Source organism: Acidovorax sp. JG5 (assembly GCF_017939685.1).
Classification (GTDB): domain Bacteria; phylum Pseudomonadota; class Gammaproteobacteria; order Burkholderiales; family Burkholderiaceae_C; genus Acidovorax.
Genome location: NZ_JAGKSE010000021.1, coordinates 20,431 through 39,595, shown reverse-complemented (window position 1 = coordinate 39,595; position 19,165 = coordinate 20,431). Strand labels below are relative to the sequence as shown.

The window sequence follows — 19,165 nt, the reverse complement described above, 5'->3', positions numbered from 1 at the left end:
AACAGCCATCAACCAGCGACGGGGTTGCCGTCGGCCCGGAAGCGGCTGCCCAAACGGTAGCGGGTGGCGGGGTGCAGGCAGCGCACCACGGTGATGGGTACGCCGCGCGACCAGGTGCGGCGGGTGAGCAGCAGGCAAGGCTCCTGCGGAGACATCTCCAGCAGCGCGGCCTGCTCGGCGGTGGGCATGACGGCATCGACCACATGCTCGATCTGGTCGAACGGCACGTTGCGCACCAGGTATTCGGAGGGTTGCAGTTGCGTGAAGTCCTGCGCGGCGAACTGGGGCACCTGGCGCGGGTTCACGTGGCGGTCTTCCAGTTGGACGGGCAGGCCGTCCTCGCGGTGGATGCACAGCGAGTGGAACACCGACTCGCCCGTGCGCAGGTCCAGCGCTGCCGCCACTTCGAGCGTGGCCGAGATGCGCTCCACGGCCAGCACGTCGCATCGGTAGTCGTGCCCCCGCTGGCGGATTTCGCTCGCGAGGTTGGCGATCTGCAGCAGCGTGGACTGGGGCTTGTCTTCCGCCACGAAGCTGCCCACGCCGGCCACGCGCACGATGCGGCCCTGCTCCACCAGTTCGCGCAGCGCGCGGTTCACCGTCATGCGCGAGATGCCGAACTGGGTGACCAGCTCGTTTTCGGACGGCAGGCGGTCGCCCGCGCGCCAGATGCCTTCCTGGATCTTGCGCGAGATGTGGTCCTTGATCTGCTCGTACAGCGCCATCGCCGGTGCGGGCGCAGCCACGGCTGCCACGGCCTTGGCAGGCGAGGCTCTGCGGGATGCAGTGGCTACGGTGCTGCGGGAAAGACGGGCGCTCATGGGATGTGCGTTTTCAGATCAATGCAGATCCGCCGCCATGGATTCGGCGCGGATCTCTTCCGTGAGGCGCGCCTTGAGGTCCATGAACTCAGGGCTGGTCTTGATTGTGTAATGGCGCGGGTGCGGCAAGTCCACTGCCAGCTCGGTCTTGATGCGGCCAGGCCGGGCGCTGAACACGGCCACGCGGTTGGCCATGAAGATGGCTTCGTCGATGTCGTGGGTGACGAAGAGCACGGTCTTGCGCTCCGCTTCCCAGATGCCGAGCAGCAACTCTTGCATTAGCACGCGGGTCTGGTTGTCGAGCGCGCCAAAGGGCTCGTCCATCAGCAAAATCTTGGGGTCGTTGGCCAGCGCGCGCGCAATGGCGGTGCGCTGCTGCATGCCACCCGACAGCTGCTTGGGGAAATGCTGCTCGAAGCCGCGCAGGCCCACCTTGGCGATGAAGTACGCAGCGCGCTCTTTCTGCTGCGATTCGGGCATGCCCCGCTCGCGCAGGCCGAAGCGGATGTTCTGCTCGATGGTGAGCCAGGGGAACAGCGTGTAGCTCTGGAACACCATGCCGCGCTCTGCGCCAGGGCCCTCCACTGGCATGCCGTCGAGCAGCACACGGCCGCTGGTGGCGTGGTCCAGCCCCGCCACGATGCGCAGCAACGTGGACTTGCCGCAGCCCGAGGGGCCGAGGATGGTCACGAAGTCGTTGTCACGCACTTCAAAATCCACCGGCTGCAGCGCCTGTGTGCGCTGGCCTTTGGCGGTCTCGAAGACGCGCGAGACGGCTTGAATAGATACGCGGCTCATCGCACAAAACTCCAGGCAAACAGACGGTGGTTGAGCGCCTTGAAGGCGAAGTCGGACACCAGCCCGATGAGGCCGATGATGATGATGCCGAAGATGATCTGGCCGGTGTTGAGCAGCGACTGGCTGTCGGTGATCATGTGACCGATGCCGCTGGATGAGCCGATCAGCTCGGCCACGATCACATAGGTCCAGGCCCAGCCCAGCACCAGGCGCAGGGTCTCGGCGATCTCGGGCGCAGCGCCAGGGATGAGCACGCGCGTGACGATGCCCTTGTGGCCCGCGCCCAGGGTGTAAGCAGCTTCCACCAGGTCGCGCCGCGCCCCCCCACGGTGACGGCCACCATCAGCGTGATCTGAAAGACCGAGCCGATGAAGATGACGAGGATCTTCTGTGCCTCGCCAATGCCCGCCCACAGGATCAACAGCGGGATGAAGGCCGATGCAGGCAGGTAGCGGCAGAACGAAACGAAGGGCTCAAAGAAGGCCTCAATGCCCTTGTAGGCACCCATCGCGATGCCCAGCGGCACGGCGATGACAGCGGCCAGGATGAAGCCGCCGAACACGCGCCACACCGTCATGCCGATGTCTTTGTGAAAGCCGTATTCGCTGAACAGTAGCCAGCCCTCCTTGGCCATGGTGACGGGGCTGGCCAGGAAGGTGGGTGACACGAAGCCGCCCAGCGTGAAGAACGCCCACACCAGCACGAACAACACAAAAAAACCAAAGCCCAGCAGCCAGCGGGCACGGGCGCTCACAGGCTCCAGAGGGGCCAGTGAGCGTCGGCGCCCGGGGGCCTTTGGCGTGGTCACAGACAGGGGTTGCACAGCAGACATGGCGCGTTCTTCTTCCTGCTCTTATTTGATGAAGCTCGCGTCGAAGGTCACTGCCAAATCTTCATTCGCCTTGCGGATGATGCCCGCCTCCAACAAGATGGCCGTGGCGTCCTTCATGAAGGTGGTCAGCTCGCCCGCAAAGAACTTCTGGTTGGCAGCCTTGTCCTGCCAGCGCAGGAAGGACGACGACTTGGCGAACTGCTCGCCCGTCTGCTTGACGGCAGCACCCATGATCTCGTTGGACTTGGCAGGGTCGGCCTTGATCATGTCCAGCGCCTGGAAGTACGAGTTGGCCAGCGCCTGCGCGGCCTTGCCGTTGGCCTTGAGCCAGGTAGGGTCGCAGCCCACGGTGTCCATCACCATGGGGTAGTCAAGCGTGGTGGCCAAAATCTTGCCCGCAGCAGGGTTGTCGCGCACGGTGGAGAGGTACGGCTCGTAGGTCATGGCGGCATCGTTCTGGCCCGCCACAAAGGCTTGTGCAGCCGCCTGGGGCGACAGCGTGGTGGTCTTCACGTCCTTGAGGCTCATGCCGTTCTTGCTCAGCATCCAGGCCAGGCCAAAGTACGGGGCGGTGCCGGGCGCATCCACGCCGATGGTCTTGCCCTTGAGGTCGGCAAAGCTCTTGATGTCGCCGCGCACCGCGATGCCGTCAGCGCCATAGGACTTATCCATCTGGAAGATCTGCACGATGGGCACGCCATTAGCGTTCCAGGCCACATGCGTTTCGACCGTGGTGGCGGCGCACTGGATGGACTTGGATGCCAGGGCGAGGTGGCGGTCCTTTTGCGGAATCATCTTGATCTCCACGTCCAGCCCATTCTTCTTGAAGATGCCCGCTTTGTCGGCCAGGGTGAGCGGCGCAAAGCCCGTCCAGCCGGACATGCCCAGCACGATTTTGGTGTCCTGCGCCTGGGCCGGTGCGGCCAGGGCCATCATGCATGCCGTTGCCGCTGCCAGCGACGTCCATTTCACAACCGATCGAGTCATCATCTGCTCCTGTTTGAAGAAAGTACCTTGCCCCACTCCAGCCGGTGCACCCGTGCACATCGGCCGCCATCATGGCACCCTGGTATACCTGTCTATACAGGGTAAACACCAAAAACAGCTGAAAGTGATGCTGCCAATACACAGCAAGAAAAGGGCCAACCTGTGGCAACGGCTATTGGGTGGGGTTTTCAACACAATCAACTATCAAATTTATAGCTGCTTGCGCTTGTGCAACAAGCGTAAGAACCCAATTTGATATAAAAAGCGCCGCTGCAGACCCCCTGCATGGTTCGGTGACGACAAACCAAAACGCACCAGCGGTGTGCAGACAAAGCGCCCCTCAGCCTTAGCCCCCCTTTCAAGGTGTTACCCGCGGTGACCTTGCCCCTGAAAAGTGGGATTCTTAGCCCTATCGACCGTCAAAAAAGCAGGGGTTGGACAAAGGTCTGAAACCGAATTTCAACGGGCATGCCATTGAGGCGCCTGGTTTTTCAGGTGATCGCTGACAAAGTCCATGAGTGCTTTCGTTGCAAGGGTGGGATAGCGATTGGACGTTGTCAGCATGTAAATACTGTCGCCCACACCGACAGCTTCACAATTTTCGAAAACTTCCCTCGCCCCGCCCGCTTGAATCGCCCGCCAGACCGCATACCGAGGCAGAAGGGCAACGCCGAGCCCCGCCATCATGGACTCGAACAAGAAAGGATAGTCTCCAGACTGGATTCTCGGATTTGCCCGAAGGGTGTGAGACACGCCGTCTATCCGCAGTTTCATGTTGAACCGACGGCCCAGGGATTGGGGTGTTATCAGGTCGCATCCTTCCAGGTCTGCCAGTTGTGTGATTGGAGGCCGGGCATTCAAAAAAGCGGTGGATGCGCACAGGCACCAACTGACGTCGCAAATCCGTTTTGCGACATGGTCTTCCGGCGGCTGCGAGGTTACCTTGAGGGCGACATCGACTTCCGCCGAGATAAGGTCGCCGATACTGTCGTTAATCGCGACCCGCAAGGAAATCTGCCGGTGGCTTTTGGCGAATTCGAGGAGGACTGGGGTGAGATACAGATGCGCCAGCCCTGTCGGCACACGTATTCGGACATCGCCTCTCAATGTCTGCCCGAGGCTATCGATCGAACTCCTGGCCGCGTCCAACTCTTCCTGCATTCGCAGGGCGTGCGTGTAAAGAAATTGTCCTGCCTCGGTCAATTCCACATGGCGGGTGGTACGCCGCATCAACTGCGCCCCGACCGCGTTCTCCAATAGCTTCAAACGTCGCGACGCGTTGGATCGCGTCATGCCGCTGGCTGCGGCCGCTGCTGTCAGCGACGGCGACTCCACCATCGTGATGAACAGCCGCAGCAGGTTCAGGTCCAGCTGATTGTCAATCATGGGTCAACATATGTGGCACAAATTGCGAGATTGTCGCCGACGCGATGCACGAATAAGATTTGCGCTGCAAATGGGCCATCGCGCATCCGCCACCGGCGGCGGGCGACGGGCGGCCATGACCAAGGAGACAAACATGAACGATTTATTGAATGGCCTTTCCCGGCGCCGTGCGTGGATTACGCTGCCCCTGCTGAGCGCTCTTGGCGCATTGCCGTTATCGAGCCACGCGCAGGATTACCCCCGTCAATCGATCCGCCTGGTATTGCCCTTCCCGCCGGGCGGCCCCACCGACCTTCTGACCCGGCTTGTCGCCGTGAAGATGGGCGCTGCGATGGGCCAGACCTTCGTCATAGACAACAAGCCGGGCGCGAGCGGAATGATCGGGGCCGAAGCAGTGGCACGCGCCACTCCAAATGGCTACACCCTTCTCTCGAACGCTTCGCTGCACATCATCACGCCGATCGTCCAGACGAAGATGCGATACGACGCCGTTAAAGACTTTGAGCCCATCACGCAACTGGCCGAGGTGCCGCTGGTCCTGGTGGTCAACATCAACTCGCCGATCAAGACGGTCGCCGACCTGATCGCGCTGGCCAAGTCCGGACGCGAGCGCTTGAATTTCGGATCTCCAGGCAATGCTTCCTCGCAGCATCTGGCGGGCGAATCCTTCAAGCTCGCCGCCAAGGTGGCCATGCAGCACGTGCCATACAAGGGCAGTGCCCCGGCCTTGACCGACCTGATGGGCGGGCAGATCCAGCTGATGTTCGACTCGATGCCTTCGGCGATGCCGTTCATCAAATCGGGCAAGCTGCGCGCCATTGCCGTGACTACCGCCAAGCGCTCCTCCGCCTTGCCGGACGTGCCCACCGTGGCCGAGTCGGGCCTGCCCGGTTTCAACATCAGCACCTGGTATGGCCTGTGGGCGCCCCACGGCACTCCGGGCCCGATCGTCGCCCAACTGTCGAAACAGGCCGCCCTGGCCCTCAAGCAGCCCGACATTCACAAGCAATACGTCGAGATGGGAGCCGAGCCGGTGGGCTCCACGCCGGAAGAATTCGCCAGGTACATCCTGGCGGAGCGGGCCAAGTGGGAAGACGTGGTCCGCCGTGCGGATGTAAAGGTCGGCGAATGAACGCCGAACTGACAAGCGGCACCGGGAATTCGGTCGTCCGCACGGAAATCTGCGCGTTAGCTTCAGCAAGGCGGGTTGCGGCCATGCTGGATCAGGACCCAGACCTCCTGCGCGAAGGCGCCTCGCTGCCACGGGGCTGGCAATTCATCCTGATGGGTGCGGATACGCAGCGCAGCGCACTGCGCGGCGACGGTTTTCCAGGCTTGGGGGTCCCTCTTCCTGACCTGGGCCTGCCGCGCTTGATGATCGTCGGGCGCGCCGTGAGCTGCGTCTCGGACATCCCAATCGGCGCCGTTGTACAGCGGCTCAGTTCGGTAGAGAAGATTGTGGAAAAGGAGGGCGCTGGCGGACGCATGGCGCTCGTCACCATCGGGCATCGGCTCATGCGCGAGGGAGTGCTCGCCTTGAGCGAAACGCAGACTTATGCCCTCCTGGGGGCTGCACCCGCAACGGCCGCTGCGGCCACCAAAAGCATTCCGGCGTCACCGGTTCCGGGCGAAGTGTTGGCGAAGAAGACCTTGGTCGCCGACGAAACCCTGCTGTTCCAATACTCTGCCTTGGGCTTCAACTCGCACAAGATCCACCTCGACAGGCAGTACGCAAGGGACGTCGAAGGTCTGCCCGACCTGGTGGTCAACGGTGGCCTGACGAACCTGCTGATGACCGAGTTCGCATTGCGCGAAATGCAGTTGGCGCCCCGCCACTGGAAGACGCGGCATGTCGCGCCGCTGTTTTGCAATCGTCCACTGAACCTGGTCGGAGCGAAGGTTGCCGACCATTTCGAGGTCCATGTGCTGGACGACGACGGGCGCCTTTGCGCGGTGATGGAGGTGCAAACATCATGAGTTTCGAACCACTCAAAGGCATCCGCATACTGGACCTGACCAGCGTGGTGGTCGGGCCGGTATGCACCTGGCGATTGGGCCAGTACGGTGCGGAAGTCATCAAGGTCGAAAGCCCGGGAGGAGACCTGATGCGTGGCCTCGGCGGACTTTCGCCCACCGGCGAACACTCCGGCACTTACCTCCACCTCAACCGTGGCAAGCGGAACGTCTGTCTCGACCTGAAGGCGAAGGAGGCACGCGCGGCGCTCAACCAGCTGTTGGAAACAGCCGATGTCATCGTCGCGAACATGCGGCCGGACGCGCTGGCCCGGCTGGGCCTGGACGCCGAGACCGTGCGGGCGCGCCACCCCGACAAGATCCATTGCCTGATCACGGGGTACGGAACGGATGGGCCATATGCCGGCCTGCCGACATACGACAGCGTCATTCAGGGCGCCACCGGCATGGCGGGCCTGGCACTGCGCCGCGACGGCGCACCGGCCTATGTCCCCATGCTGATCTGTGACCATGTCGCTGGAGAAATCGCTGCAGGCGCGATCCTCTCTGCGCTCGTCCAGCGCGGCGTGAGTGGCGAAGGCTGCAGCATCGAAGTCCCGATGTTCGAGACGATGGCCGCGTTTGTCATGCAGGAGCACCTGGCGCAGCACAGCTTCGACCCGCCGGTCGGACCGGCCGGCGATCTGCGATTGCTCAGTCCGCACAACAGGCCGGTCGCCACCGCGGACGGCTGGATCTCCTTTACCGTCAACACGGACTCGCAAGTACGGGCATTCCTGGCCGCCACCGGGCGAGACGACCTGCTGGACGACCCCCGGTTCAACACCGTCGCGGCACGGGCCCGCAATGTATCGGAGTGGTTCGAGATCCGGGGCGCGCCGCTTGTTGCAAAGACGAGCGCTGAATGGCTGGCGCTTTTCCGTGCCGCCGACATCGCAGTCCAACCCTGCAACACCCTGGAGTCGCTGCCAGAGGATCCGCACCTCGTCGCCGTGGGTCTTCTGCGGGAAGAAAACCATCCCACGGAAGGCAAGACAAAGGTCATCCGCGCATCGATCCGTTTCGACGGCGACTACCCATCGACCCGGGGTGCCGCACAGCCCCGCGGCTGGGAAACCTCGAAGGTCCTCGCCGAGCTCGGTGTCGAAGGCGAAGCAGTCGAGCGGATGCTCACGAGCGGCGCGGCGATCCAGGCCGCCAACAAAAGCCAGATCGCCGAGTTTTCGCTGGATGAATCCGGCAAGGTCACCGATCCAACATAGCGGGCAACTTGCGTTCTTCGTTGTTGGCGGAGAAGCCTCAGCTTCAAGTGTCGGCATCGAAGCAACCTCGAAACCACCCCCTACGATTCGGGACTCAACAACCACCGGCTAAAGCCGGTGGGTTGAGACCCAGGCGCTGAAAGTGCACCGCCCACGCGGCGACTTCAGAAAACGTCAGACCCAGGTGGCTCTGCCCTGAAGTTGTCATTTGGGCTCGGCTCAAAGTGATGCTCCAGGTATGCAATGGAGCGCCGCCGTTTAAGAAAGGTGCCGTGCAGGAGGTGCGTCGCATAAACGTTTAGCTGCATGATTCCGGGCGAGCTTATGTGCTCGCCCTTTTTTTGGGACCAGCTACGCTGGAGGTTAGGGAGAGTCAGACGCTGAACGGACCGCGCTTGACCGGTTTCGAGCGCTTGGCCCTTACATTCGCGAAGCAGTTTGCATCAAACCCCATGCGTTGGGTCAGCCACGTCGTCACGGCGCTTTCCGCGCCGCTTGTTCTGTCGGCCTGCCCTCTCCCAGGGTCCTGCCGGTGTCCCATGGGACACTGGTAGGACACTAACCAGCGAAAAACTACAACAATCAGCAATCATTCGCAAAAACCGGTCCCATAAAACAGTAGCAAACTTACTATACAATCAGGGCTTCAACGTGTGTTGAACAGCATATTCCTCGATAGCTCAGTCGGTAGAGCGCCGGACTGTTAATCCGTAGGTCCCTGGTTCGAGCCCAGGTCGAGGAGCCATCTATTGGCAGCTAAAGGCTACCCTTACGGGTGGCCTTTTTGCTTTGCGGCACCGGGTGTTGACGCCGACGGAGAACTGAGCCACTTTTTGAGCCTGATACCAACGCAAAACTGAGCCAGGTGTTTTACCTACTCCCCTGACACGTAGCAATATGCCCCCTCAACTGCCCTGGCTGGAGCCAGAGGATTCTTTGCCAGATCCTTCCACCGCATGGGGAGCGGACAGCCCTGCTCCTGGCCTCTTGGCAGCGGGCGGGACCCTCGACGCAGCGCATCTACGCGCTGCCTACACTCAGGGCACATTTCCATGGTTCAGCACCGGCCAGCCCATTCTCTGGTGGGCACCGGATCCTCGCATGGTGCTGGAGGCGGCAGCATTCCGATTGCATCGTTCCCTGCGAAAAACCCTGCAGAGATTTCGCACAAACGCAGCCTGTGAAATCCGTATCGACTCCGCCTTTGGCAAGGTCATCCGGGCATGCTCCAGCACCCCACGGGACGGACAGAACAGCACCTGGATCGTCCCCGACATGGTGGCTGCCTACGAAGCGCTGCACGCACAAGGAATGGCGCACAGCGTCGAAACATGGGTGGAAGGAAAGCTGGCGGGTGGGCTGTATTGCGTGGCAATCGGCCACGCCGTATTTGGCGAATCGATGTTTGCCCATGCCACGGACGCCTCCAAGATCGCGCTGGCCGCGCTGGTGTGCATGTGCCGTCGCAATGGCATCGAACTGATTGACTGCCAGCAAAACACATCGCACCTGGCATCCCTCGGCGCTCGCGAAATGCCACGCGCGGAGTTCGTGCGACATGTCCAAAGACAGTGCAGTCGGCCACCCATTCCTTGGCATTTTGAACCCGTATACTGGAACGAGCTGTTGTAATCCCCGGTGCCCACGGCATGACGCAACTCAACGACCTCCCGCTGCAAACGCTTCAGTTCTACGCAACAGCCCCCTATCCGTGCAGTTATCTGCCTGACAGGCAGGCGCGGTCACAGGTCGCCACGCCCAGCCATCTGATTCAAACCGATGTCTATTCGGCCTTGGTGGCCCAGGGATTCCGGCGCAGCGGCATGTTCACATACCGCCCCTACTGCGACGGTTGCCAGGCTTGTGTGCCCCTGCGCATCAAGGTCCACGATTTCAAGCCCGATCGCAGCCAGCGCCGCGCTTTTGCCCGCCATGGGCACCTGCAGGCCAGGGTACTGAGGTTGTGCTTTGTTCCCGAGCATTACCAGCTGTACCGGCTGTACCAGAATGCCCGCCACCCCGGCGGTGGCATGGACCATGACAGCATCGACCAATACACACAGTTTCTGCTGCAAAGCCGCGTGAACTCCCGTCTCGTCGAATTTCGTGAGCTCGATGCGTCTGGCGAGGTGGGAGCACTCAAGATGGTGTCCATCCTGGACATCCTGGAAGATGGTCTCTCGGCCGTCTACACGTTCTATGCGCCAGACGCACAGTGCAGCTATGGCACCTACAACGTGATGTGGCAGATTGACCAGGCCAGGTCCTTGGGCCTGCCCCATGTGTACCTGGGTTACTGGATCCAGGAAAGCGCAAAGATGAACTACAAAGCCCGGTTCATTCCCCATGAAATCCGGGTGGCAAATACATGGATCTGCCAGCCAGATCAGCGCGTGTCCGGGGCTCTGTAGCGCCCATCAAATTTCACAAGATAAAATGCACAGACTCCCCTTTCATCGCACCCCATGAAGAAAAAAGATCCAGGCATTCCCGTGAAACCCAGCGTTCAGGTGCTCGAACGCATGTTCACGCTGATCGATGTCCTGGCATCTCGCGAAGAAGCCATTTCGCTCAAGGAAATCAGCGAGAAAACCGGCTTGCATCCTTCCACCACCCATCGCATCCTGAACGATCTGACCATTGGCCGATTCGTTGACCGGCCAGAATCGGGCAGCTACCGGTTGGGCATGCGGCTGCTGGAGCTGGGCAATCTCGTCAAGGCCCGCCTGAGTGTGCGCGACGCGGCACTTGCGCCCATGCGCAATCTGCACAAGCTGATTCAGCAGCCGGTGAACCTGAGCATGCGCCAGGGCGATGAAATTGTGTACGTCGAACGCGCCTACAGCGAGCGATCTGGAATGCAGGTGGTACGTGCCATCGGCGGGCGGGCGCCGCTGCACCTCACATCCACCGGCAAGCTGTTTCTGGCGCTCGATGATCCGCAACGTGTGCGCGCCTACGCCACACACACCGGGCTGGCAGGGCACACCCGCAACAGCATCACCCAGCTGCCGATCCTCGAACGTGAATTGGCCAAAGCCCGCCAGTATGGCGTTGCCCGTGACAATGAAGAATTAGAACTTGGCGTGCGCTGCATGGCAGCAGGCGTCTTTGATGACCAGGGCAAGCTGGTGGCAGGCCTGTCCATATCGGCCCCGGCCGATCGCCTTGATGAGGGCTGGCTGCCCAAGCTGCAAGCCACGGCACACGAAATTTCTCTGGCGCTGGGCTACCTCTCCACCAAAGACACGACCGGCGGCAACGTTTCCGAAGCCTGAAATATGCCGCAAGCCCTGGTTGACACCGCCAGGCCAGGGCAATGCCGCACCGATCAGCCCGCGCGGGCGCCCTGCAGTTTGGGCCCGAGCGCCGGCAAAGACTCTACCCACTGGCGCACACGCTGCGCATCCCCCAGACGACTGAACTTGCCCGCCGAGTCCAGAAAAACCATGATGAGCTTGCGTCCGGCGATGTGCGTCTGCATCACCAGGCATCGGCCCGCCTCAGAGATATAACCGGTCTTCTGCAACCCGATGTTCCACTCCGGGTTTTTTACCAGCCCATTGGTGTTGTTGTACTGCAGGGTTTTTTGCCCCACCGCGACCTCATAACCCGGAGAGGTGGAAAACTCCCGCATCACCGGATCCCCGTGGGCCACATTCACCAGTCGGGCCAAATCGCGCGCACTCGATTGGTTGCGGCTTGAAAGCCCCGTGGGCTCGACATAGATCGTGTCGGTCATTCCAATGGATCGTGCCTTGCTGTTCATCAGTGCCACAAAAGCATTCAGTCCACCGGGATAGGTGCGGCCCAATGCGTGGGCTGCGCGGTTTTCACTGGACATCAGCGCCAGATGCAGCAATTCGCCACGGGTCAAAGTGGTACCCACGCTCAGACGCGAGCGGCTCCCCTTTTCAGTATCCACATCATCCTGGGTAATGGTCAGGGGTTCATCCATGGGCAGGCGGGCCTGGGTGATGATGAGGCCCGTCATGAGCTTGGTCAGCGATGCAATGGGCAGCACCGCATGGTCGTTCTTGCTGACCAGAACCTCGTGCGTGTCCTGATCAATCACGAAAGCCACACTGGACTTGAGATCGAGGGGATCGGTGACTTGATGCAGTCCCGCCATCTGGCCAAAGGACTGCTTGGCGGGCTCAAAGGCAACCCGTGTAGGGGCCTTTGCGGTGCGTGCCGTAGCGCGCAACGCCCTGCCCGCGCCTGCAGACTTGCGCGTTACCGCAGCACGCTTTGCGCTGACGGACTGGGCTTGCTGCTTTTTGACGGAGGCTTTCTTGCGTTCGCTCGCCTGGGCGGCTGGAGACAGCAGCGCGACGCTCACCACGAACAACCCAATAGTCTGGAAAAAACGATTCAATGCGGTGGGGCGGCGATGGTGCATCAAAGTGCTCCAAACGGTAAAAAGTGTGGGCAGTGTACAGAATCGAAAAAAGTCGCGCAAGATCAACACCTTGCACGACTTTTCAATAAAGTGAGTGAATTATAGATTCACATCTCAACCTTGAGCGGCCACACGGTCGGCTTTACTTTGCAGTTTGTTCAATGCACTCAGGTAGGCTTTGGCGGACGCCACAACGATATCCGGGTCTGATCCCACGCCGTTCACCACACGACCGCTGTTTTGCAGTCGCACGGTGACCTCCCCCTGGCTCTCGGTCGAACCGCTGATGGCGTTCACCGAGTACAAAACCATCTCGGCACCACTCTGGACATGCGACTCGATGGCTTTGAGTGATGCATCCACCGGTCCATTGCCATCGGATTGCCCCTGAACCTCCTTGCCGTCCACGGTGAACACGATCGAGGCCTGAGGTCGCTCGCCCGTCTCGCTGTGCTGAGAAAGCGAAACAAATCCAAATTGTTCCTTTTCGCTGGTCACGCTTTCATCGCTCACCAGCGCCAGGATGTCTTCGTCAAAGATCTCGCTCTTGCGGTCGGCCAGTTCTTTGAACTTGGCAAAAGCATTGTTGACGTCGGTTTCGCTTTCCAGCTGCACACCCAGCTCCTGCAAGCGCTGCTTGAAGGCGTTGCGCCCGCTGAGCTTGCCCAAAACAATTTTGTTAGCGCTCCAGCCCACGTCTTCGGCGCGCATGATTTCATAGGTATCACGGGCCTTCAGGACGCCGTCCTGGTGGATGCCGCTGGCGTGGGCAAATGCATTGGCACCCACCACAGCCTTGTTGGGTTGCACCACAAAGCCCGTGGTCTGGCTGACCATGCGGCTCGCAGCCACGATGTGCTTGGTGTCGATGCCCACATCCAAGCCAAAGTAGTCGCGGCGTGTCTTGACCGCCATGACCACCTCCTCAAGCGAGCAGTTGCCCGCGCGCTCGCCCAGGCCGTTGATGGTGCACTCCACCTGGCGTGCACCGCCAATCTTTACACCCGCGAGCGAATTGGCCACCGCCATGCCCAGATCGTTATGGCAGTGCACCGACCAGATGGCCTTGTCGCTGTTGGGCACCCGTTCGCGCAAGTTCTTGATGAAGTGGCCATACAGCTCGGGCACGGCATAACCCACGGTATCGGGCACATTGATGGTGGTGGCACCCTCGGCAATCACGGCCTCGATCACGCGGCACAGAAAGTCCGGATCGCTGCGGTAGCCATCTTCCGGGCTGAATTCGATATCGCCCACCAGATTGCGCGCAAAACGCACCGACTGCCGGGCCTGCTCCAGCACCTGCTCTGGCGTCATGCGCAGCTTCTTTTCCATGTGCAGCGCCGACGTCGCGATGAAGGTGTGGATGCGCGCGCTGGCGGCGCCTTGAAGGGCCTCGGCGGCACGCGAAATATCGCGGTCGTTGGCGCGCGAGAGCGAGCAGATGGTGGACTCCCGGATGGCATTGGCGATGGCCTGCACCGCCTCGAAATCCCCGTTGGAGCTGGCAGCAAAGCCGGCTTCGATCACGTCCACCTTCAGGCGTTCGAGCTGACGGGCAATGCGCAGCTTTTCGTCCTTGGTCATCGACGCGCCTGGGGACTGTTCGCCATCGCGCAAGGTGGTGTCAAAAATGATGAGTTTGTCGGCCATGTGGTTTCTCCTGATACTGGTGGGTTGTTGCCCGCAACGTCAAAATTCTGGCGCCCAAAACAAAAGGCCCGTTGCGGGTGCATACGGGCCTTTGTGGAAAAAGTGTGCGCGTGCGCCTACAGTCTCCGCCCGTGGGGAGATAGCAGTAGAGCCAGTGCAAACGTGTTCATGCGTTCCAATGTAGCACAGTTTTTTGCGCCCTGCCGCTGTCACCGGTGCAGACCCCGTTCATCGGGTTCATCGGTCGACATGCTGATCACACTGCTGTGCTGCCCCTTGGCCTTGCGCCACGCATACACGCCGTAGCCGCTCAGGCCATACAGCACGAAGACGCCAAACAGGACGATGGGCGGATGGATATTGATGATGGCAATGCCCAGGGCAATCAGCACGATGACCGCGAAGGGCACGCTTCTCTTCATCTGCACGTCCTTGAAGCTGTAGAACGGCACATTGGTCACCATGGTCAGCCCCGCATACAGCGTGAAGGCAAACATTACCCAACTCACTTGCGACCACTCAAGCCACGCGTCTTCGCCCCGATGCACGCCCAACTCGGTCATCAGCCAGATGAAGCCCGCCACCAGCGCGGCGGCGGCAGGCGACGGCAAGCCCTGAAAATAGCGCTTGTCCACCACGCTGGTGTTGACGTTGAACCGCGCCAGACGCAGCGCAGCGCATGCGCAATAGACAAACGCGGCAATCCAGCCCCAGCGGCCCAGCCCCCTGAGCGCCCATTCGTAGGCAATCAGCGCCGGCGCTGCACCAAACGACACCATGTCGGACAGTGAATCCATTTGCTCGCCAAAAGCACTTTGCGTATTGGTCATGCGGGCCACACGCCCGTCGAGGCTGTCGAGCACCATGGCACAGAAGACACCCACAGCGGCCATGTCAAAACGCCCGTTCATGGCCATCACGATGGAATAGAACCCACCGAACAATGCCGCCAGCGTGAACAAGTTGGGCAGGATGTAGATGCCCTTGCGCCGCTTGCGCACCATCACACCGGGGTTTTCGGTGGATTCATTGCCGTCATGCATCAAATAGACCTCCAGCGCTTGCCAGTCATGCGCAAGCAGCTCTCAAATTTATAGTATTTGGTTCTCACCCGCAGACCAGGCATAACGCCGAACGGGTACAAGGCGAAGGCAGCAGTGTAGCGCCAGCCACGCTGTGCCCCGCCCACAAAAAAGGCCACCGAAGTGGCCTTTGGGTGCGCGTGATGCGTCAGCGACGCTGCATCAGTTGCGGGTCTGGTCGACCAGCTTGTTCTTGGCGATCCAGGGCATCATCGCGCGCAACTGGCCGCCCACCTTTTCGATGGAGTGGTCGGCCGTGTTGCGGCGGCGCGCCGTCATGCTGGGGTAGCCGGTGCGGCCTTCCAGGATGAACATCTTGGCGTATTCGCCGTTCTGGATGCGCTTCAGGGCATTGCGCATGGCTTCGCGCGACTGCGTGTTGATCACTTCAGGGCCGGTCACGTACTCGCCATATTCGGCGTTGTTCGAGATCGAGTAGTTCATGTTGGCAATGCCGCCTTCGTAGATCAGGTCCACGATGAGCTTGAGCTCGTGCAAGCATTCGAAGTAGGCCATTTCAGGCGCGTAGCCGGCTTCGACCAGGGTTTCGTAACCCATCTTGATCAGCTCGACGGCGCCGCCGCACAGCACGGCCTGCTCGCCGAACAGGTCGGTCTCGGTTTCTTCCTTGAAGTTGGTCTCGATGATGCCGGCCTTGCCGCCACCATTGGCCATGGCGTAGCTCAATGCCAGGTCACGGGCCTTGCCGGACTTGTCCTGGTGCACGGCCACCAGGTGGGGCACGCCGCCGCCCTGGGTGTAGGTGTTGCGCACGGTGTGGCCAGGTGCCTTGGGGGCGACCATCCACACATCGAGGTCGGCGCGGGGCACGACCTGGTTGTAGTGCACGTTGAAGCCATGGGCGAAGGCCAGCGATGCGCCTTGCTTGATATTGGGCTCGACGTTGTTCTTGTAGACGCCAGCGATGTCTTCGTCGGGCAGCAAGATCATGACCACGTCAGCGGCCTTCACGGCGTCGTTGACTTCCATCACCGTGAGACCGGCCTTGCCGACCTTGTCCCACGAGGCGCCGCCCTTGCGCAGGCCGACCACGACCTTCACGCCGCTGTCGTTCAGGTTTTGTGCATGGGCGTGGCCTTGCGAGCCGTAGCCGATGATGGCCACGGTCTTGCCCTTGATCAGGCTCAGGTCACAGTCTTTGTCGTAGAAAACTTTCATGGGTCGCTCCGGTTGAAATGCGTTGTGGGGGGTGAAAAATAAACAGTGGATTGTCTTACATAGGATTTGAATTCAACCGGATAACCAGGCGGGGAGCCGCGGACGGTGCTCTAGCACGGCAAGGCGACGCAACGACGTTAGAAGGTTGAAGGCAAATCCGTTACACGCGCAGGATGCGCTCGCCGCGGCCAATGCCGCTGGCACCGGTGCGCACGGTTTCCAGGATGGCCGTGCGGTCGATGGCCTGCAAAAAAGCGTCGTTCTTGGACTGGTCGCCGGTGAGCTCGATGGTGTAGCTCTTCTCGGTCACGTCGATGATGCGGCCACGGAAGATGTCGGCCATGCGCTTCATTTCCTCGCGCTCCTTGCCCACCGCGCGCACCTTCACCATCATGAGCTCGCGCTCGGTGTAGGCGCCTTCGGTGAGGTCCACCACCTTGACCACCTCGATGAGGCGGTTCAGGTGCTTGGTGATCTGTTCGATCACATCGTCGGAGCCCGTGGTCTGGATCGTCATGCGCGACAGCGATGGATCCTCGGTGGGCGCCACGGTGAGCGATTCGATGTTGTAGCCCCGGGCAGAGAACAGGCCCACGACGCGCGACAGCGCGCCGGGTTCGTTTTCCAGCAAAACGGCAATGATGTGTTTCATGATGAAGAGATTCCTCTTTTTGCGACGGCAGCACGATCAAGAAGTGGTCGCTGAAAACTGCCGTTTTTCGCTGCCCTCCCCCGTGCACGGTAATGCACGGGCTTGGCAGGCAATAGATTCGTCAAAAAAGTGAGTGCTATTTATTCGATAGCTGGTAGCGCTTGAAGGACAAGCACTGGAGGCCGATTTGGCTTAAAGGTCTTCCGACCCCAGCAGCATTTCGGTGATGCCCTTGCCGGCCTGCACCATCGGGAACACGTTCTCGGTGGGGTCGGTACGGAAGTCCATGAACACGGTGCGGTCCTTGAGCTTGCGTGCTTCGCGCAGTGCGGGCTCGACGTCCTTGGGGTGCTCGATCAGCATGCCCACATGGCCGTAGGCCTCGGCCAGCTTCACGAAGTTGGGCAGTGCGTCCATGTAGCTGTGGCTGTAGCGGCCGGAGTACTCGATCTCCTGCCACTGGCGCACCATGCCCAGATAACGGTTGTTCAGCGAGCAGATCTTGATCGGCGTGTTGTACTGCAGGCAGGTGGACAGTTCCTGGATGTTCATCTGCACCGAGCCTTCGCCGGTGATGCAGAACACTTCGGATTGCGGCTTGGCCAACTTGATGCCCATCGCGTACGGAATGCCCACACCCATGGTGCCCAGGCCACCGGAATTGATCCAGCGGCGCGGCTCGTCAAAACGGTAATACTGCGCGGCCCACATCTGGTGCTGGCCCACGTCGGACGTGATATAGGTGTCCGCGTCCTTGGTCATGTTCCACAGCGTCTCGACCACATACTGCGGCTTGATCACGTCGCCGCTGCCCATGCTGTATTTGAGGCAGTCGCGCTTGCGCCAGCCTTCAATGGTGTCCCACCACGCAGCGAGCGCGCCGGCGTCGGGACGCGTGCTGCTTTCGCGGATCATGGAAATCAGCTCGGTGAGCACATCCTTCACGTCACCGACGATGGGGATGTCGACCTTGACGCGCTTGGAGATGCTCGACGGGTCGATGTCCACATGGATGATCTTGCGCTCGTTCTGCGCGAAATGCTTGGTGTTGCCGATGACGCGATCGTCAAAACGGGCGCCCACGGCCAACAGCACATCGCAGTTTTGCATGGCGTTGTTGGCCTCGATGGTGCCGTGCATCCCCAGCATGCCCAGGAACTTGCGATCCGACGCGGGATAGGCGCCCAGGCCCATCAACGTGTTGGTCACTGGGTAGCCCAGCATGTCCACCAGCGTGCGCAGTTCGTTGGAGGCATTGCCCAGCAGCACGCCGCCGCCGGTGTAGATATAGGGGCGCTTGGCCGCCAGCAGCAGTTGCAGCGCCTTGCGAATCTGGCCGCCGTGGCCCTTTCTCACCGGGTTGTACGAGCGCATTTCCACGCTCTCGGGATAACCGGTGTAGGGCACCTTCTTGAACGACACATCTTTCGGAATATCGACCACCACGGGGCCAGGACGGCCGGTGCGGGCGATGTGGAAGGCCTTTTTCAGCGTCATGGCCAGATCGCGCGGGTCCTTGACGAGGAAGTTGTGTTTGACGATGGGGCGCGTGATACCCACCGTATCGCATTCCTGGAACGCATCCAGCCCGATGGCCGCCGTGGGCACCTGGCCGGAGATGATCACCATGGGAATGCTGTCCATGTAGGCCGTGGCGATGCCGGTGACGGCGTTGGTCAGCCCAGGGCCAGATGTGACAAGTGCCACTCCCACCTCGCCGGTGGCGCGCGCGTAGCCATCGGCGGCATGCACCGCGGCCTGCTCATGGCGCACCAGCACATGCTGAATGGTGTCTTGCTTGTACAGCGCGTCGTAGATATAGAGAACTGCGCCGCCGGGGTAGCCCCAGATGTACTGCACGTTCTCGGCCTGCAACGCCTTGACGAGGATTTCAGAACCCATGAGGTCCTGCGAGCCGGAGGCGGAAGAGTTGCCGTGGGAGGCAGCGGCTGCTGAAGTGAGTTCAGCCTTGGAGATTTCCATGATCGATCAACCTTTGTGAATTTCTCTAACGAAAAACCTTGGGTGCTCCTTGCACGCGCTCTTGTGAAGCCAGCTCGGAACTTGAGGCCAAGGACATGGGCGGGATGATTGCCGCGCCGGACCGTGACCCGTTTGCCTTTTGAATTGCAGCGCG

The 19,165-nt window shown here is 60.9% G+C and carries 16 protein-coding genes, 1 tRNA gene and 1 pseudogene; 7 read left to right on the top strand and 11 right to left on the bottom strand.

The genetic code is table 11. The annotated features are described in order from the left end of the window. Positions 1-8 precede the first annotated feature (8 nt). The 5 genes and pseudogenes from hutC to J8G26_RS15945 form a co-directional block, all read right to left on the bottom strand. Positions 9-821 (bottom strand): histidine utilization repressor, encoded by an 813-nt coding sequence (gene hutC, locus J8G26_RS15965; protein WP_210570109.1) that lies wholly within the window; start codon positions 819-821, stop codon positions 9-11. Positions 822-839: 18 nt separating this feature from the next. Beyond that, the gene (locus J8G26_RS15960; protein WP_210570108.1) at positions 840-1,619 is read right to left on the bottom strand and encodes an ABC transporter ATP-binding protein; all 780 of its coding nucleotides are present in this window, start codon (positions 1,617-1,619) and stop codon (positions 840-842) included. After that, positions 1,616-2,451 (bottom strand): annotated as a pseudogene (locus tag J8G26_RS15955) (ABC transporter permease). The gene J8G26_RS15960 and the pseudogene J8G26_RS15955 overlap by 4 nt, the downstream one beginning before the upstream one ends. A 21-nt stretch (positions 2,452-2,472) precedes the next feature. Next, on the bottom strand, positions 2,473-3,438 hold the full coding sequence (locus tag J8G26_RS15950) for an ABC transporter substrate-binding protein (RefSeq protein ID WP_087748225.1): 966 nt from the start codon (positions 3,436-3,438) through the stop codon (positions 2,473-2,475). 459 nt (positions 3,439-3,897) lie between these two features. Next, a complete protein-coding gene (locus tag J8G26_RS15945) occupies positions 3,898-4,824 on the bottom strand; it encodes a LysR family transcriptional regulator (RefSeq protein ID WP_210570106.1) in 927 nt (308 codons plus the stop codon). Positions 4,825-4,957: 133 nt separating this feature from the next. On the opposite strand from J8G26_RS15945, the gene J8G26_RS15940 reads away from it, so the two are divergent. The 7 genes from J8G26_RS15940 (at position 4,958) to J8G26_RS15910 (ending at position 11,338) form a co-directional block, all read left to right on the top strand. Further along, positions 4,958-5,956: a tripartite tricarboxylate transporter substrate binding protein gene (locus J8G26_RS15940; RefSeq protein ID WP_087748224.1), complete on the top strand. Its 999-nt coding sequence runs from the start codon at positions 4,958-4,960 to the stop codon at positions 5,954-5,956. Further along, positions 5,953-6,801 carry a hypothetical protein gene (locus J8G26_RS15935; protein WP_087744985.1) on the top strand — a complete coding sequence of 283 codons (849 nt, stop codon included), beginning with the start codon at positions 5,953-5,955 and terminating at the stop codon, positions 6,799-6,801. The genes J8G26_RS15940 and J8G26_RS15935 overlap by 4 nt, the downstream gene beginning before the upstream one ends. Next, positions 6,798-8,060: a CoA transferase gene (locus J8G26_RS15930; RefSeq protein ID WP_210570103.1), complete on the top strand. Its 1,263-nt coding sequence runs from the start codon at positions 6,798-6,800 to the stop codon at positions 8,058-8,060. Before J8G26_RS15935 ends, J8G26_RS15930 begins: the two co-directional genes overlap by 4 nt. Before the next feature lie 669 nt (positions 8,061-8,729). Continuing rightward, a tRNA-Asn gene (locus J8G26_RS15925) sits at positions 8,730-8,805 on the top strand. Between the two features lie 152 nt (positions 8,806-8,957). Then, complete coding sequence (gene aat / locus J8G26_RS15920; RefSeq protein WP_087744982.1) at positions 8,958-9,692, top strand: leucyl/phenylalanyl-tRNA--protein transferase; 735 nt, start codon at positions 8,958-8,960, stop codon at positions 9,690-9,692. Between the two features lie 17 nt (positions 9,693-9,709). After that, complete coding sequence (locus J8G26_RS15915; protein ID WP_210570102.1) at positions 9,710-10,471, top strand: arginyltransferase; 762 nt, start codon at positions 9,710-9,712, stop codon at positions 10,469-10,471. Between the two features lie 54 nt (positions 10,472-10,525). Beyond that, positions 10,526-11,338: an IclR family transcriptional regulator gene (locus J8G26_RS15910; RefSeq protein ID WP_210570101.1), complete on the top strand. Its 813-nt coding sequence runs from the start codon at positions 10,526-10,528 to the stop codon at positions 11,336-11,338. 53 nt (positions 11,339-11,391) lie between these two features. On the opposite strand, the gene J8G26_RS15905 is transcribed toward J8G26_RS15910, so the two are convergent. The 6 genes from J8G26_RS15905 to J8G26_RS15880 all read right to left on the bottom strand — a co-directional run bounded on the left by J8G26_RS15905 (position 11,392) and on the right by J8G26_RS15880 (position 19,011). Beyond that, on the bottom strand, positions 11,392-12,462 hold the full coding sequence (locus tag J8G26_RS15905; RefSeq protein ID WP_087744976.1) for a serine hydrolase: 1,071 nt from the start codon (positions 12,460-12,462) through the stop codon (positions 11,392-11,394). 114 nt (positions 12,463-12,576) lie between these two features. After that, positions 12,577-14,115, bottom strand: coding sequence for a 2-isopropylmalate synthase (locus tag J8G26_RS15900; RefSeq protein ID WP_087744973.1), 1,539 nt, complete (start codon positions 14,113-14,115; stop codon positions 12,577-12,579). Between the two features lie 209 nt (positions 14,116-14,324). Further along, positions 14,325-15,158 (bottom strand): CDP-diacylglycerol--serine O-phosphatidyltransferase, encoded by an 834-nt coding sequence (gene pssA / locus J8G26_RS15895; RefSeq protein WP_210570100.1) that lies wholly within the window; start codon positions 15,156-15,158, stop codon positions 14,325-14,327. Between the two features lie 201 nt (positions 15,159-15,359). Then, positions 15,360-16,376 carry a ketol-acid reductoisomerase gene (gene ilvC, locus J8G26_RS15890; protein WP_210570098.1) on the bottom strand — a complete coding sequence of 339 codons (1,017 nt, stop codon included), beginning with the start codon at positions 16,374-16,376 and terminating at the stop codon, positions 15,360-15,362. 160 nt (positions 16,377-16,536) lie between these two features. Then, positions 16,537-17,028 carry an acetolactate synthase small subunit gene (gene ilvN, locus J8G26_RS15885; RefSeq protein ID WP_007857867.1) on the bottom strand — a complete coding sequence of 164 codons (492 nt, stop codon included), beginning with the start codon at positions 17,026-17,028 and terminating at the stop codon, positions 16,537-16,539. A 192-nt stretch (positions 17,029-17,220) separates the two neighbouring features. Further along, a complete protein-coding gene (locus J8G26_RS15880) occupies positions 17,221-19,011 on the bottom strand; it encodes an acetolactate synthase 3 catalytic subunit (RefSeq protein WP_210570096.1) in 1,791 nt (596 codons plus the stop codon). Between the last annotated feature and the right edge of the window lie 154 nt (positions 19,012-19,165).